A 15,016-nucleotide genomic window follows, 5' to 3' on the forward strand; every position below is an offset into this window, starting at 1 on the left:
TTGAGTCAGTGGCGCATCGCCTTGTGGGTGGCCGTCGTTCTGGCGGCCCTCGGCTTTTTAGTGGCCGTCCGGGGCATCTTGTTGCCGTTCGCCCTGGCGGGGCTTATCGCCATGTTGCTGGAGCCCATGGTCGCCCGCATGGTGGGGCGGAACATCCCGCGTCCGGTGGCGGTCTCGCTCATCACCTTGGGCTTCTTCGTCGTCGCCACCGGTGTCCTCGTCGCCACCGTCCCCAAGGTGAGCAACCAACTCAACGACCTCCGGGTGTCTTTGCAGGGGATCACCGACCGCTTCGCCGAGGAGACCGCCAACGACAACCACTTCCTTCGTTGGAACCCGGTCGTGCGTGCCAAGCCACCCGGCGTCATGGGATATCTGGATCGAGGGTTGGAACGTTTCCGTCCGCTCCTCGAACAGTTTGACCTCCCCACGACCCGCCGGGGCATGTTCGAGCAGTACCTTGCCCCCCACCGTGACGACATCGCCAAGTCAGTGCAAGGGTTTTTCAACGGCTTCATCAACATGCTTGGCGGGGCGGCCTCCCAAGTCTTCCTCCTGACTTTCACCCCCCTCTTTGTCTTCATGTTGCTCGCGGACATGGAGAACATCCGGTCGCGCGGACGGCAATGGATCCCTCCGTCGATCCGGTCGAGCACGGTGGCCATGCTCGACGACATCGGCGCCGTCTTCAAGAACTACGTCCGCGGCGTCTTGGTGAACATCATCATGTTCGCCACCGCGGTGACCATCGTCTTGTCACTGGTCGGCACCCCGTACGCCTTTCCGCTGGCCCTGCTGGCCGGGGCGTTCTATCTGGTGCCGATCCTCGGCGGGTGGTTGGCGGGGATCACGATCTTCCTCGTCACCGGCCTGAGCGGGACGACCCATGTCTGGTACGGCAACTACAGCAGCAGTTGGTGGCTTGCCGCGGTGACGTTCGTCTGCCTCTTTGTCGTGACGTTTTCTTGGGACACGTTCATCACGCCACGGGTCGTGGGAAGCGCGGTGGACCTGCACCCGCTGGTCAGCATGTTCGTCGTCTTTTCGGGTGGCGCCTTATTCGGCCTGCCGGGGATGATGCTCGCCTACCCCCTCGCCGGAGCAGTCCGGGTGACCCTCGCCCGCCTCATGCGGGTGACCAACGCGCCGGTCGACGACCTCTTCAAGTTGCCCTCGGTCCCTTTGCGCCATCGGGGCGAACCGGGCGTTTGAGCGGCGCGTCAAAAGGAGCACATGTCCGCCGTCGTCGCTTTCGTCCTCGCCACACAAGTCGCTTACAAATGGAAGCCGGCGGTGACGGTCGACTACGACATGGTCGTCAAGATGGACGGGTTCCTGCCCGTGCTGGGCGGCAACCAGGGAGTCGCCGAGGTGAAGTTGGGACTCCGGGTCACCGGAGCCGACGCGCCCGCGCCGGCCCTGAAAGCGACCAGTGAACTGACCGACGCCGAGATCAAGTTTAACGACGCTAAGCTTCCTCTGGGCTTGGACAACGTCCAGGAGTATTTCCCCAAATCCACGGTCACTTTCTCTCCCCTCGGCGAGGTCTTGGCCACCGACGCGCCAGACAAGAAACTGCCCGTCCGCCTTCCGGGGCTCGACGTCAAGCGGTTGCCGGACATCTCGTTCTTGGCGCTCCAGTTTCCTGCGGGGGGTGTGGCAACCGGAGACACTTGGAGCTTTGACAAGCCGTTCGGCGATTTCCCCGTGCACTACGAATGCACGGCGAAGAGTGTCGACGGCGGCAAAGTCGAAGTCGACGTCAAGGTCAAGCAAGAGATGGCCTACGACGAGAACGAGTCCCTGGAGGTGGCCAAGGACCCTGCCGACGCGACCGCCCACGTCAAGACCAACCTGGCTGGCGGTGGAACGGTGGTCTTTGACGCCACACGCGGTGTGGTCAGCTCGGTCTCGATGGACTCCGAGGCGGTGACCGTCGCCAAGGACATCAAGTCGGGGGAGACCAAAGAACGCAAACTGAAGCAGAGCCTTCGCCTGGTCGAGAAGGGCAAGGGCCTGACCCAGGCCTCGGCGCCGCGCCAGAAGACGTGGTGGGAGAACACCCAGACATGGGCCCAGACTCTGCTCCTCCGCGGGGCGGCGTACTGGAAGGCCCTGGAGATATGGGCCCGGACTGCCCTGAAGGCGGCTCCCTGGGCCGGGCGCGGCTGGTAACGTCGGCTCATGAGCCCGGAAGAGCGCGCCGCCTTCCTCCGCCGCGAGATTGACCGGCACAACCGGCTGTACCACGAAGACCAGGCGCCGGAAATCAGCGACTCAGAGTTTGACGCCCTGTTCCGGGAGTTGCTTGACATCGAGGCGGACCGGCCGGACCTCCAGACTCCGGACAGCCCCACCCTCCGAGTCGGCTCGTCACCGGTCAAGGAACTGGGAGGGCACACCCACCTGGTGCCGATGCTCTCCCTGGACAACGCCTTTGGCGCCGACGAGCTGCGGGCCTTTGACGAGAGGGTCGTCCGAGGTCTCGAAGGCGTCGGGCCGGTCACCTACTTGGCGGAGCTGAAGTTCGACGGTCTCTCTCTGTCATTGACTTATGAGGACAGTGTCCTCGTGACAGCGGCGACCCGTGGGGACGGCACGACCGGTGAGGTCGTGACCGCCAACGCGCGCACGGTGCAGGGTGTCCCCCTGCGGCTCCGCACGCCGGTCGCGGGTCGGTTCGAGGTGCGTGGCGAGGTCGTCATGCTCAAGTCGGTGTTCGAAGACTTGAACCGCGCTCGGGCGGAAAAGGGCGAAAAAGTCTTTGCAAACCCCCGCAACGCGGCGGCGGGTCGCATGCGCCAGCTCGACTCGAGGCTCACGGCGGCGCAGCGGCTCGACTTTTTTGCCTATGGCCTGGGGGGCTCCGACGCCTCCGTCCCCGTGCCCCCGACCCAGAGCGGCCTGATGGCTTGGCTCGCGGGGCTGGGGTTCCAGGTCGACGGGCACGGCAGGCTGTGCCGGGGGGCGGACGACCTGGTGGCCTTTGTCGACGATGTCCAGCGGACGAGGCCGTCGCTCCCATTTGGGATCGACGGTGCCGTCATCAAGGTCGACGACCTGGTCACCCAGCGGCAACTGGGCTTCAACACCCGCAGCCCCCGGTGGGCGGTCGCCTACAAGTACCCGTCCGAACAGTCGTTCACCGTCCTGCAGGCGGTGGGATGGCAAGTGGGGCGGACCGGCGTGGTGACGCCGGTCGCCGAGCTTGAGCCCGTGGTGGTGGGCGGGGTGACGGTCAGTCGCGCCACCCTGCACAACTTGACCGAACTGCGCCGTAAGGACGTGCGGCCCGGGGACACCGTGGTCGTGCAGCGGGCCGGCGACGTCATCCCCGAGGTCGTCGGCCCGGTGCTGGACAAACGGCCGGAAGGCACCGAGCCCGTCTCCGCCCCGACGGTATGCCCGGCCTGCGGGACGGAGCTCGTGCAGGAGGAGGGGTTTGTCGCGATCCGATGCCCCAACAAGGCGACGTGTCCAGACCAAATCCACAGCAAGATCACCCACTTTGTCTCGCGGAACGCGATGGACATCGAAGGACTTGGGGAGAAGCAAGCCACCCGGTTCCTGGAGCTCGGCTGGCTGACCGACGTCGCGTCTATCTACCGTTTGGTTGATTATCGCCAGCAGCTGGTCGAACTCGACCGCATGGGTGAGCAAAGCGTGGCAAACCTCTTGGATGCCATCGAGGTCAGCAAGGAACGCCCCCTTGACCGGTTTGTGTTCGCCCTCGGCATCCCGTTGGTCGGCGAAAGGACGGCACGGGACTTGGCCATGACCTTCAAATCGGTCGAAGCGCTTAAGGCGGCCACATTTGACCAATTGGTGGAGATCGCCGACATCGGCCCAAAGACGGCGGGCACGATCGAGGAATGGCTGGAAGAACCGGCGAACATCCAGGTCATCGACCAGTTGGTCGCCAACGGGGTGAGACCGGTCGAGCCGGCGGCGGCGGAAGGCGACCTCTTCGCCGGCAAGACGTTGGTCTTCACGGGCAGACTGGAAAAATTCAGCCGCGACGAGGCGGAGGCATTGGTCGTCCGGTGGGGGGGCAAGGCGGCGGGCTCGGTCAGCAAGAACACCACGCTCGTCGTCGCCGGGCCGGGCGCGGGGAGCAAGCTGGACAAGGCCAAGCAACTCGGCGTCGAAGTGACTGATGAAGACGGCTTCCTTGCGCTCCTACCACCGGGGACGCTGTGACGCACGAGTTTTCTGTCCCGCGTGACTTCAGCCTGGGCGAGAGTGTCACATGCGGCCAGGTGTTCCGCTGGACTCAGGTCAAGCTGGGGCACTGGGCCGGCGCCGTTGGAGACCAGGCGCTGTTCGTGCGCGAGGCCGGCGACCGGTACGAGGTCGCCAGCAACCAGGACGAAGCGGCGTTCCGGCGCCTCTTCCGCCTGGACTTTGATTGGCCTGGCCTGGTCGACCGCGCACGGACGCTGGGGGTCGGGTCTCCGGACCCCTTCGTCCGCACCGCCCATTCACCAAGCGCGGTGGAGGCCCTCTTCTCCTTCATGTGCACGGCCAACAACCACTTGGCGCGGATCCAGCCCATGGTCGTGGCCTTGGCGCGACGCGGCCCGGTGGTCTGGGAGCATGAAGGTCATGAGTTCCGCGCCTTCCCGAGGGTGTCCGCCCTAGCCTGCGTCGCCGAGTCAGACCTTTGGTCGGAAGGGTTTGGGTATCGGGCCCGCCAGATCGTCTCGACCGCCCAAGGGTTGGCCGAACGGGGAGGCGAGGCGTTTCTCGACTCGCTCAAGGACCTTTCATGGAGCGAGGCCGTCGCTGCCCTCTGCCGGTTTCCGGGTGTCGGTCGCAAAGTGGCGGACTGCGCCGCCCTTCACGGCCTGGGACACACGGACTGCGTGCCGGTCGACACCCACATATGGCGGTTTGCGACCACCGCATGGTTCCCAGAATGGCACGGGGCGGCGCTCACCCCGGCCCGCTACGAGGCCGTGGCCGACCGGTTCCGCCAGCTCTTTGGGAAGGACGCGGGGCTCGCTCAGCAGCTTGTTTTCCACCGCTCCCTGGCGACCAAACGGGGCGGTTGACGCCAGTTTTGTCAACCCTGACCCGTCATGAGGTTGTGGAGAGATTGCTGAACCTCCGTGTTTTGAACTCGTATTACCAGGGTAGCCCGGTGAAAAAATGAGGCGTTGGCCCCAGGGACCTGGGGGTAGGTTTCGGGTGCGGTTGACGGGTGTTTCGGATCGTGATTGGGTAAAAGTCAGTGCCTCGCCCTGGTGGGCGGGCTCGGACGCAAGAGGGAAGACCAAATGCGAGCATATGTCATAGCCGGGCTGGCCCTGGTCGCCGCCGCGGGGCTTGTCCCGCAGGCCGCGCAAGGCCAAGACCCCCAAAAGAAGCCGAACGAGCGCGTCGTCAAGACGGAAAAGTCGGTCAAGAAGATCCCATTTAAGGTCCGCTACGTGCCGGACCGCAACGTCGGGGCGGGCCGCATCGTGCCGGCCACCGATGCGAAAGAAGGCCGTGACGGCGAAGAGACCACGACGGTCACCAAAGAGTATGTCGACGGTAAGGTCGTCGCGACAAACACCCTCGTCGAGGTCACGACAAAGCCGGTCGACCTGGTGTTCAAGGTCGGAATGGAGGGCCACAACGCGGTCAGCCGCGGCTCCTACACCCGTGGGAAGGTCCTCGACGTCGTCGCCACCGCCTACATGCCCAACGAAGGGCGGATGAACCCGGGCAGCAGCACTGCGACGGGTCGCCGCGCCGAGTTCGGGATCGTCGCCGTCGACCCCCGGGTCATCCCGTTGAACTCGATCCTCTTTGTGGAGGGCTATGGTCTGGCCATCGCCGCCGACACGGGAGGGGCGATCAAGGGCAACCGGATCGACGTCTGCCTGTCGTCTCGGGCCGAGATGCGCGCCTGGGGACGCAAGAAAGTCCGCGTCCACGTCCTTCGCGAGGAAAAGAGGAAGCAGGCGGACAATGATGACGAGGTCGGCTTTGCGCCACTCCCGGTCATGGCGCTTGACGGCCAGGTCACCTTGGCGGCGCTCTACCAGGACCCTGACGACGACCCCCACAGCCACGACCCCGCGAGCACGCCGGGCCTGACCGCCGAAGAGGCGGCCCGGGCAAAGGCAGGAGCCACCAAACCGAAGCCGCCGGCCGACACGGGCTCGTCCAAACCGGCAAGGCCGGAGCGGCCAACGTCGACCAAAGCGAAGTTTCCCCGTGAGGCCACCGTCACGAAGACCGACGTCATCGTCCGGTCCAAGCCCACGACCGACTCGGACCGGGTCGACGTCGTCACCGAAGGCGACACCGTCACCCTGTGGGGAGACGTGCGTGGCTGGTTCCGCGTGAAGCTCGACAACGGCAAGGCGGGATACATCCGGGCGGACTTGCTCGGTGCGGCTTCCGGCTCGTCGGGCCGCAAGGTCAAGGTCACGGGCACCAACATCATCGTCCGTTCGGGTGCGTCGACCAGTTCGTCGAGGGTGGCGATGGTCAGCAGCGGAGACACGGTCACCGTCGTCGGCGAAAAGAACGGTTGGTACAAGGTCAAGACTTCCGACGGTGAGACCGGCTACATCCGCGCCGACCTTTTGGGCGGCAAGAGCAGTTCGAGCAACACCATGACGGTGGTCAAGGACCAGGTGCTCGTGCGGTCAAAGCCTACGACCAAGTCGAGCCGGGTCGGCAACCTGAGCCAGGGTGAAAAGGTCGTGGTGTTGGGCAAGACCAACGGTTGGTACAAAATCAGGCTTGAATCTGGCAAGACCGGCTACGTCCGTGCCGACATGCTGGGTAGGTCAGGCCGCTGATCGACGAGATAGTCACGCTCCGCCAATCGCTCACCGAACGCCTCCGGCGTCACGGTGTGCGTGCCGACAAGCGGTTCGGCCAGCACTTCCTTGTGTCGGAAAAGGTCGTCCGGGCCATTGTCGGCCAAGTGACCGGGTGTGCGTCGTCCCTCGAGGTCGGCCCCGGGCCCGGCGTCCTGACCGGCCCTCTCTGCGCTTCCTTGGGCCGCGTCTGCGCGGTCGAGGTTGACGAGACAGTCCTCCCTCCGCTCCGTGAAGCCGCCCCAGACGCGGAGATCATCGTCGGCGACGCCCTGCGCCTCGACTTGAGGGCCGTCCTGGAGGGCTTGCCCCGGCCGCGGGCCCTGGTCAGCAACATGCCGTACAACATCACCGGCCCCCTGTTGACGGCTTTTGCGGCCTGCCGCGACTCGTGGGACGTCGGAGTGCTGATGATGCAACGCGAGGTCGGCGTCCGTGTCATGGCCCCGGCAGGCGATTCCTCACGGGGGTCACTCTCGGTCTTTCTGCAAGCTCAGTTCGACATCACCACGGTCTGTCATGCCCCTCCTGGGGCGTTTTTGCCTCCGCCCAAGGTGGACAGCATCGTCTTGAAGTTCGTTCCGCGCCTTAAAGTCGACCTGGACCGGGCACCGACGTTCTTCGAGGTGGTGCGCCGGGGATTCGCCCACCCCCGAAAGACGTTGACGAACAACTTGGGCGACCGGGCGGCTTGGGCTCCGGTACTGGCCTCGGTCGGGCTGGCCGAGACCGTCCGCCCCCACCAACTCACCTTGGACCAGTGGGAGGAGCTCGCCGCCCATGGTCCCCGCTGACGGGCTCAAGGCGGAGGCCTTCCGGCTCGGCTTCACGTCAGTAGGCGTCTGCGCGCCGGACCCTCCCGAGTCCATGGGCCACTACCAAGCGTGGCTCGACGCGGGTCACCACGGAACGATGGAGTACATGGCCCGCTCGGTGGCGATGCGGGGCGACCTCGAAACACTCCTTCCGGGGGTGAAGTCAGTGATATGCGTCGGACTGAACTACAACCAGCCGGTGACTCATGAGGAGGGCCAGCCAAGGATCGCCCGGTACGCCTTGGGCCGCGACTATCACAAAGTCATGCGCGGCCGCCTCAAGCGCCTGGCCCAATGGATCAGCGACGGGCAGTCGGGGGTGGCCAGCCGGGCGTGCGTGGACAGCGCCCCGGTGATGGAGCGTGAGTACGCCCACCGCGCCGGGCTCGGGTGGTTTGGAAAGAACACATGCCTCATCGACAGCCGGACGGGCAGTTGGTTCTTCATCGGGACGCTGTTGACCACGGCGGAGTTCGAGCGTGACCGGCCGGCTGTCGGGGGTTGCGGGACGTGCACGGCTTGTGTCGACGCCTGCCCGACCGGGGCGATCGTTCAGCTACAGGGGGCCTGGTCAGTGGACGCCCGACGTTGCATCAGCTACCTGACGATCGAAGAGAAGAGTCCCGAACTCCAGGGCGACGTCTCCGGATGGACGGTGGGGTGCGACGTGTGCCAGGACGTCTGTCCATTCAACCAGCGACGCGACAGCCAGCCTGAGCGGGCGCCGTTCACTGGCGACGCTGACTTGACCGCGACGAGGGCCTGGCCTCCTCTGGAGAAGCTGATGTCCATCTCGTGGGAAGACTGGGACGTTCTGACGCGAGGATCGGCGGTCCGCCGGGTCGGCTGGGAGGGGTTACGTCGGAATGCGACCGCAAATCACGGCAGCCGCCGGCGGAAGAATGACTAGAATCTGAGCCATGAGGAAGCGGGTCGTCGGCTACGCCTTTGTGGCCCCCGCAGTGGTCCACCTCGTGCTCTTCGCCTTGGTGCCGATCGCGTTCGCCCTCTATCTCTCGTTCTTCAATTGGGACCTGCTCCGCGACAAGAACCCCTTCGTCGGGCTGGGCAACTATGCCGACCTGGCGCAAGACAACGGTTTTTGGCGGGCGATGGGCAACTCGTTGCTCTACACGGCGGTCAGCGTGCCCCTCGGTCTGGTGGCGGCGTTGGGCATCGCGGTCTTGGTCGCCAAGCCGTTGCGGGGTCTGGCCTTCTTCCGGACGGTGTTCTACCTGCCGTCGGTGATGTCGCAGGTCGCCACTGCCATGGTGTGGATCTACATCCTGCTTCCCAAGACGGGGTTCGTCAACACTGTCCTAGGGTGGTTTGGGTTGCCCTCGGAAACCGACTTCCTCAACCAGGTCGGCTGGGCGATGGCCGCCCTTGTCTTCATGTCGGTGTGGACCGGCCTTGGGCCGCGGATGGTGCTCTACCTGGCCGGGATCATGGGGATACCCGACTCGCTCTACGAGGCGGCCTCTCTGGACGGGGCGAGCAAGCGGAGGCAGTTTTGGGCGGTGACCTTGCCGATGCTGGCGCCCACCACCTTGTTCGTGACCGTCACCAGCACGATCGCGGCCATGCAAGTCTTTACGCCCGTCTACATGATGACGAAGGGTGGGCCCCTGGACACGACCGACATGGTCGGCTACCACATCTACACGACCGCTTGGCGCGACTTCCACGTCGGGGAGGCGTCGGCGCAGTCGTTCGTGCTGTTGGCCGTTGTCATGGCGGTGTCGTGGTTCCAGTTCCGCCTGCAGCGAAGCCAACTGGAGGGTTACAGTGCAGCGTGAGGGCCTGTTGTCCAAGGTGTCGGCCTATGTCGTCCTCGTCGCCGTCGCCCTGTTCCTCTTGATGCCGTTGGTGTGGATGGTCCTCGTTTCGTTCCATCCAAGCAACGCGCCGGTGCCCGACTTCGCCCACTTGTGGCCCAAGGAGTTCCACGGTGAGAACTACGCCCAAGTGGTCTTCAACAAGGAACTTCCGGTATGGCGGTTTGCCCTGAACTCGGTCACGGTCACGGCCGCCGTCGTGCTGGGCCAGCTCCTCGTCACCTCCATGGCGGCGTTCGGATTTGCCCGGCTGAAGTTCCCCGGCCGAGACGTCCTTTTCGCCCTGTTCCTCGTCGCGATGATGTTTGCCGGGACGGTGACGCAAATCCCCGTCTACCTGATGGTGCGGGGCTTTGGTTGGCTCGACACCTACGCGGCCTTGATCGTGCCTGGTCTGTCGAGCTCCTTCAGTGTGTTCATGCTGCGCCAGTTTTTCGTCCAGATCCCCATGGAGTTGGACGAGGCGGCGCGGATGGACGGGGCGAACGAGTGGACGGTTTACTTCCGAGTCGTCCTTCCGCTCGCCAAGCCTGCCCTGGCGACGGCGGCGGCGTTTTGCTTTTTCGCCGTGTGGACGGATTTCTTCTGGCCGCTCTTGAGCACCAATTCAGTCAGGATGCGGACCCTTGAGGTCGGGCTTTCGGTCTTCAAGAACAGCTACGGCCAGCAGAACTGGCCCCTTCAGATGACCGCTGCCGTGGTCGCCTTGGCCCCCCTGGTCGTCGTGTTTCTGCTGACCCAAAAGGCGTTCGTGCGCGGCCTGACGGTCGGCTCGATCAAGTGACCCCGCTTGGCCAAGTGCAGGCCAAGCGGGGTCGTCGCCTCACCAAATGGTGAGGTTCAAGACGCGGCGGCCTTCAGCCGACGGGCGTCGAGGGCGTGGTGGAACATCTTCACGTATTCCCGGGCGCTCTTGCCCCAACTGAAGTCCCCGGTCATCCCAGCGTGCACGATCTTCGACCAGCGGTCCCGGTCTTGGAAGGCCGCCACACACCGGCCGACCGCGTCGAGCAGCCCCCGGGTCGACCGCTCGTCAAAGACGAACCCGTTTTCGCCTTCGAAGACGGTGTCGGCAAGGCCGCCGGTGCGGCGGACCACCGGCACCGTCCCGTACCGCATTGCGATCATCTGGCCCAGCCCGCAGGGTTCGAAGCTGCTCGGCATAAGAAAGGCGTCGCAGCCGGAGTAGATCCGTTGGGCAAGGTCCACGTCGAACGCCTCGAAGAACTTGACGCGGCCCGGATAGGCGGCCTCAAGCCGGCGGAGTTCGGAGGCGGCCCAGGGGTCGCCGGTGCCGAGGACGACGAGGCCCGCCCCTTGGCCGAGGAAAGTCGGCGCCGCATCGACGATCAGGTCGAACCCCTTCTGGTTGCTCAGGCGGCTGACCACGCCCATGACCGGGAAGTCGCCACTGGTCTCAAGCCCCGCCTCCGCACAAAGAAGGCGGCGGCACTCCTGCTTGCCCGTGGTGTCGTCGGCCGAGTAGTGTGCCGCCGTTTTGGGGTCGGTCGCGGGATCAAAGACTTCGGTGTCGATGCCGTTGAGGATGCCGCTGAGGCGGCCCTCCTGGGCCAGCCAAGCCATCAAGCCTTCGAGACGGCACCCGTACTCGGGCGTCTGGATCTCCTGGGCGTAGTTCGGAGAAACCGTGTTGACCTGGTCGGCAAAGGCCGCTCCGGCCTTCAGGAAGTTCACGCCGCCATAGGTTTCCAACTGGTGCATGTTGAACAGGCTGCTGGGGACCCCGGCCGCGTCCATCGTGTCATAGCCGAACTCGCCTTGGTATGCCAGGTTGTGGACCGTGAAGGTGGACGCGACGCTGTCCCAGTCGCCCCGGCGGGTCTCCTTGACCAGCACGGGCAAGAACCCCATGTGCCAGTCATGGGCGCTCACGACGTCGGGCAACCAGTCCGACTCCTGGCACATCTCGAGGGCGGCATGGCTGAAGAAGAGGTAGTCGTCCCGCTGGGGGGAGTACACGTCCTGGCTTCGTTGGACGCCGGCAAAGGCACCTTCGCCGTCGATGAGCCAGTGAGTCACACCGTCAAATGTCGCCTCCCAGCGGTCGGCACGCACCAGCCGGTGGCCGTTGACCCGGACGAGGACTTCGGACTTGGTCTTGGTGAACCCCCACCGAGGGTCGTTGACGACCATGCCGTACGCAGGCATCGCGACGACAACATCATGGCCCAAGGCGGCAAGAGCCTTGGGGAGCGAACCGGCTACGTCGGCGAGCCCGCCGACTTTGGCGAACGGAGCGACTTCGGCAGAGCAGAACAGTACCTTCATCCTGGCGACCTGCTCTGTCTGTCGGCTTGGTGGCGTGGCACCGTCACCGGTCAAAGTGACAGAGCCTCGACCATCACGGCAGTGGCTTCGCCCCCTCCGATGCACGGGCTGGCGACGCCCAGCCCCCCGCCCCGACGGCGCAGTTCGTGGAGCAGCGTGAGCACAAGCCGTGCGCCCGTCATGCCGATCGGGTGGCCCAGGGAGACGGCCCCGCCGTTCACATTGAGCTTGCTCTCGGGGATGCCGACCTCGCGCGCCACGACCATGGCCACGACCGCGAACGCCTCGTTGACTTCAAAGAGGCTCACGTCCTCGGTCGTCTTCCCCGTCTTGGCCAAGACTTTCTTGATCGCCTCGGCGGGGGCAGTCGTGAACCACTCCGGCGCTTGGGCGTGCTGGGCGTAGGCGACGATCCTGCCAATGGGCTTGAGGCCGTGCTGCTGGACGGCCTCGCCCGAGGCCAAGACGAGGGCGGCCGCGCCGTCGTTGATGCTACTGGCGTTGCCCGCCGTGGTCACCCCGTCCTTGCCGAAGGCCGGGCGTAGGCCCGCCAGCTTGGCCGGGTCGCCTTTGGACGGCCCCTCGTCCTCACTGACGACGACCGGGTCGCCCCGGCGCTGCGGGACTTCGACGGCGACGATCTCGTCAGCGAACCGTCCCGCCGCCTGCGCCTCGCGGGCCCGGACCGTGCTCTGGGCGGCAAACCGGTCGAGTTCTTCGCGGGTGAATCCCTTTTCGCTGGCGCACAGGTCGCCACACGAACCCATGTGCATGTTGTTGTAGGGGTCCCAAAGGCCGTCGTGGACCATGGAGTCCACGACCTTGCCGTCACCCATCCGGTAGCCCGTCCGGGCCTGAGGGAGCAGGTAGGGGGCGTTGGACATCGACTCCATGCCGCCGGCGACGACGATGTCGGCGTCCCCGCACTGGATTGTTTGGGCGGCCATCATCACGGTCTTCATCCCACTCCCGCACACCTTGTTGACGGTCGTGCAGGGCACGCTGTCGGGGACGCCGGCCCCCTTGCTGGCTTGCCGGGCCGGGGCCTGGCCGATACCGGCGCCGAGGACGTTGCCCATCAAGACTTCGTCGACCAGCTCGGGGGCGACGCCCGCCGACTGCAGGGCGGCGCGGATGGCGTACGAACCCAACTGAGGGGCGGTGAGGGAGGCAAGCGCGCCCTGGAACGCTCCGATCGGTGTCCTTTGTCCGGAGAGGACGAAGACTTCTCGCATCGGTCGAGGTTACCCGTCGGCAGGTTCGGCGGCCCGACGCCGGAAGGCCCTGCCGAAGTAGGCGGTCTCCGGCATTTTCATGAGCTTGGACAGCAAATAGTAGATCCACGCGGCGACGACGAAGACGACGGCGAAGCATCCGAAGAGACCGGCCTTGTTGGCCAGCAGGGCGGTGTGGGAGAGCCCCTGGAACGCGAGGAACGCGAACCCGGCGAAGCCCAGGCAGGCGACCAAGGTCTGGCCGACGCCCGTGGCCAGTAGGCGCAGGTCAAGAGGGCCGGCCGATTTGTTGATCGCCAAGGTCATGACAAAGGCCATGCCGAGGGCCGCGACCGACCCGGCGAGGGCGAGGCTGGAATAGGGAAGCCGGGCGGCCTGAAAGGCCAGGCACAAGGCGACGAAAACGACGGTCGTCACCGTGCCGATGACGATCGGCTTGACCGTCTGCTGGATCGAGAAGAACGCCCGCATGAGCACCGGATGGAGGCACCAGGCGGGGACGCCGATAGCAAAAAGCTGGAGGATCGGCACCATGCGGGCCGTGTCGGCGGGGGAGAACTTGCCGTGCTCCAGCAGGACGCGGATGATCGGCTCGGGAGCGGCGAGCATGAACGCGGCGACCGGCGCGGAAAGATAGAAGACCAACCGCAGCGTGCGCGTGAGCTGGTCGCGGTAGGCCTGCATCCGGTCTTGGGCGAAGAACTGGCTGAGGGCAGGGAAGGCGGCGATGGCGAGAGACTGGCCGAACATGCCCAGGGGGGCCTGCATGATCTGGTTCCCCGACGTGTAGGCGGCCACGACGCCTTCGGAGTCGTAGTTGTTGGCAAACTTGCTGAGGATCAGGAAAAAGACGCCGGGCAGCGAAAGCCCGAGCACAACCGGGAGCATCAAGCGGAAGACCTTCTGGACGTTTTCGTCCTTGAACCCGAATCGCCAGCGGAACCGTGAGCCCAGCTTGCGCATGACCATCCACGGGACCACGATGTTGCCGAGAAAAGCGCCGCCCAGTGCACCCCAACTCATCCCCGAGACGGCCGGCGTCGTGAACATGGCCAAGACCCCGGCACCAAGGATGATGCCTAAATTGTAAATGTTAGGGCCCAATCCTGGTACAGAAAAGATTTGCCGGGCATAGAGGGTCCCCATCATCAGTCCGCCGATGAAGAAGGCGTACTGGGCGGGGAGGACGATCCTGCTCATGTACACCGTCTCCGCCAAGAACGGCGTGTTGGGGGCGTACCAGCGGAAAAACGGCTCGGCGAGGAACCATCCGGCGAGGATGAAGACGGCGACCACGACGGTCATGATCGAGACGACGGCGCTGTAGACGTCCCATGCTTCGTCGTCCCGGCCCGTCGTGATCAGTTGGGTGAAGACCGGGATGAAGGCCGACGACAGCGCGCCTCCGGCGACCAGATAGAAGAGGAGGTCGGGGATGCGGAAGGAGTTGGAGTAGGCGTCGAGGACACCGGACGACTGTCCGAACCGGGCGTTGATGACGGCCTCACGGACGATGCCGAGCACCCGGCTGAGGAACAGGCTCGCCATCATGATCCACCCTGCGCGGGCGACATTGGGCGTGGCGGCCTGGGCCATGTCCCGCTATTGTGGCCCGGACATGATCAGGCCCCGTCGGCCAAAAGGGGCGCGACGGGGCCTGTTACCCAACGGGACGGGGCCTTAGAGGTGCTTCTCGAAGAACGCTTTGATGTCGGCCTTGCTACCGGCACCCACCATCCGGTCGACCTCTTGGCCGCCCTTGAAGACGACCAAGGCGGGGATGCTCATGATCGCGTACTTCTCGCCCAGCTCGCGCTCTTCGTCGACGTCGACCTTGACGACCTTGCCCCGGCCGGCGGTCTCCTCGGCGATCTCGGCGACAAAGGGCGCGATGCCCACGCACGGGCGGCACCAGGTCGCCCAGAAATCGACGAGGACGGGAACTTCAGAGTTGATGACTTCTTTCTCGAAGTCGGTGGTTTTGACGGCGAGGTTGGCTGCCATGGTCGTGTCTCTTC

Annotated in this window: 13 protein-coding genes; 9 read left to right on the forward strand and 4 right to left on the reverse strand. The window is 65.2% G+C overall.

The window, feature by feature from the left end:
- From KF857_09000 to KF857_09040, 9 genes are all read left to right on the forward strand, one after another.
- Positions 1 to 1,212 carry an AI-2E family transporter gene (locus KF857_09000; GenBank protein MBX3112133.1) on the forward strand — a complete coding sequence of 404 codons (1,212 nt, stop codon included), beginning with the start codon at positions 1 to 3 and terminating at the stop codon, positions 1,210 to 1,212.
- 21 nt (positions 1,213 to 1,233) lie between these two features.
- Positions 1,234 to 2,175: a hypothetical protein gene (locus KF857_09005; protein MBX3112134.1), complete on the forward strand. Its 942-nt coding sequence runs from the start codon at positions 1,234 to 1,236 to the stop codon at positions 2,173 to 2,175.
- A gap of 9 nt (positions 2,176 to 2,184) precedes the next feature.
- Positions 2,185 to 4,200: an NAD-dependent DNA ligase LigA gene (ligA, locus tag KF857_09010; GenBank protein ID MBX3112135.1), complete on the forward strand. Its 2,016-nt coding sequence runs from the start codon at positions 2,185 to 2,187 to the stop codon at positions 4,198 to 4,200.
- Positions 4,197 to 5,054, forward strand: a complete 858-nt coding sequence (locus tag KF857_09015; GenBank protein ID MBX3112136.1) for a hypothetical protein — start codon at positions 4,197 to 4,199, stop codon at positions 5,052 to 5,054. Before ligA ends, KF857_09015 begins: the two co-directional genes overlap by 4 nt.
- Before the next feature lie 225 nt (positions 5,055 to 5,279).
- Positions 5,280 to 6,800, forward strand: coding sequence for an SH3 domain-containing protein (locus KF857_09020; protein ID MBX3112137.1), 1,521 nt, complete (start codon positions 5,280 to 5,282; stop codon positions 6,798 to 6,800).
- A 56-nt stretch (positions 6,801 to 6,856) separates the two neighbouring features.
- Positions 6,857 to 7,615 carry a ribosomal RNA small subunit methyltransferase A gene (gene rsmA / locus KF857_09025; protein ID MBX3112138.1) on the forward strand — a complete coding sequence of 253 codons (759 nt, stop codon included), beginning with the start codon at positions 6,857 to 6,859 and terminating at the stop codon, positions 7,613 to 7,615.
- On the forward strand, positions 7,602 to 8,546 hold the full coding sequence (gene queG / locus KF857_09030) for a tRNA epoxyqueuosine(34) reductase QueG (protein MBX3112139.1): 945 nt from the start codon (positions 7,602 to 7,604) through the stop codon (positions 8,544 to 8,546). Before rsmA ends, queG begins: the two co-directional genes overlap by 14 nt.
- Before the next feature lie 10 nt (positions 8,547 to 8,556).
- Entirely contained in the window at positions 8,557 to 9,435 is an 879-nt protein-coding gene (locus KF857_09035; protein MBX3112140.1) for a sugar ABC transporter permease, read from the forward strand.
- Positions 9,425 to 10,258, forward strand: a complete 834-nt coding sequence (locus KF857_09040) for a carbohydrate ABC transporter permease (protein ID MBX3112141.1) — start codon at positions 9,425 to 9,427, stop codon at positions 10,256 to 10,258. Before KF857_09035 ends, KF857_09040 begins: the two co-directional genes overlap by 11 nt.
- A gap of 56 nt (positions 10,259 to 10,314) precedes the next feature.
- Here KF857_09040 and KF857_09045 read toward each other — a convergent pair whose 3' ends face one another.
- The 4 genes from KF857_09045 to trxA form a co-directional block, all read right to left on the reverse strand.
- On the reverse strand, positions 10,315 to 11,763 hold the full coding sequence (locus KF857_09045) for a glycogen synthase (GenBank protein MBX3112142.1): 1,449 nt from the start codon (positions 11,761 to 11,763) through the stop codon (positions 10,315 to 10,317).
- A gap of 50 nt (positions 11,764 to 11,813) precedes the next feature.
- Complete coding sequence (locus KF857_09050; GenBank protein ID MBX3112143.1) at positions 11,814 to 12,998, reverse strand: acetyl-CoA C-acyltransferase; 1,185 nt, start codon at positions 12,996 to 12,998, stop codon at positions 11,814 to 11,816.
- Between the two features lie 9 nt (positions 12,999 to 13,007).
- Complete coding sequence (murJ, locus tag KF857_09055; GenBank protein MBX3112144.1) at positions 13,008 to 14,594, reverse strand: murein biosynthesis integral membrane protein MurJ; 1,587 nt, start codon at positions 14,592 to 14,594, stop codon at positions 13,008 to 13,010.
- A gap of 84 nt (positions 14,595 to 14,678) precedes the next feature.
- Positions 14,679 to 15,002 (reverse strand): thioredoxin, encoded by a 324-nt coding sequence (trxA, locus tag KF857_09060; GenBank protein MBX3112145.1) that lies wholly within the window; start codon positions 15,000 to 15,002, stop codon positions 14,679 to 14,681.
- Positions 15,003 to 15,016: the final 14 nt, after the last annotated feature.

This window comes from Fimbriimonadaceae bacterium (assembly GCA_019638795.1).
In the GTDB taxonomy this organism is placed as follows: Bacteria; Armatimonadota; Fimbriimonadia; order Fimbriimonadales; family Fimbriimonadaceae; genus JAHBTB01.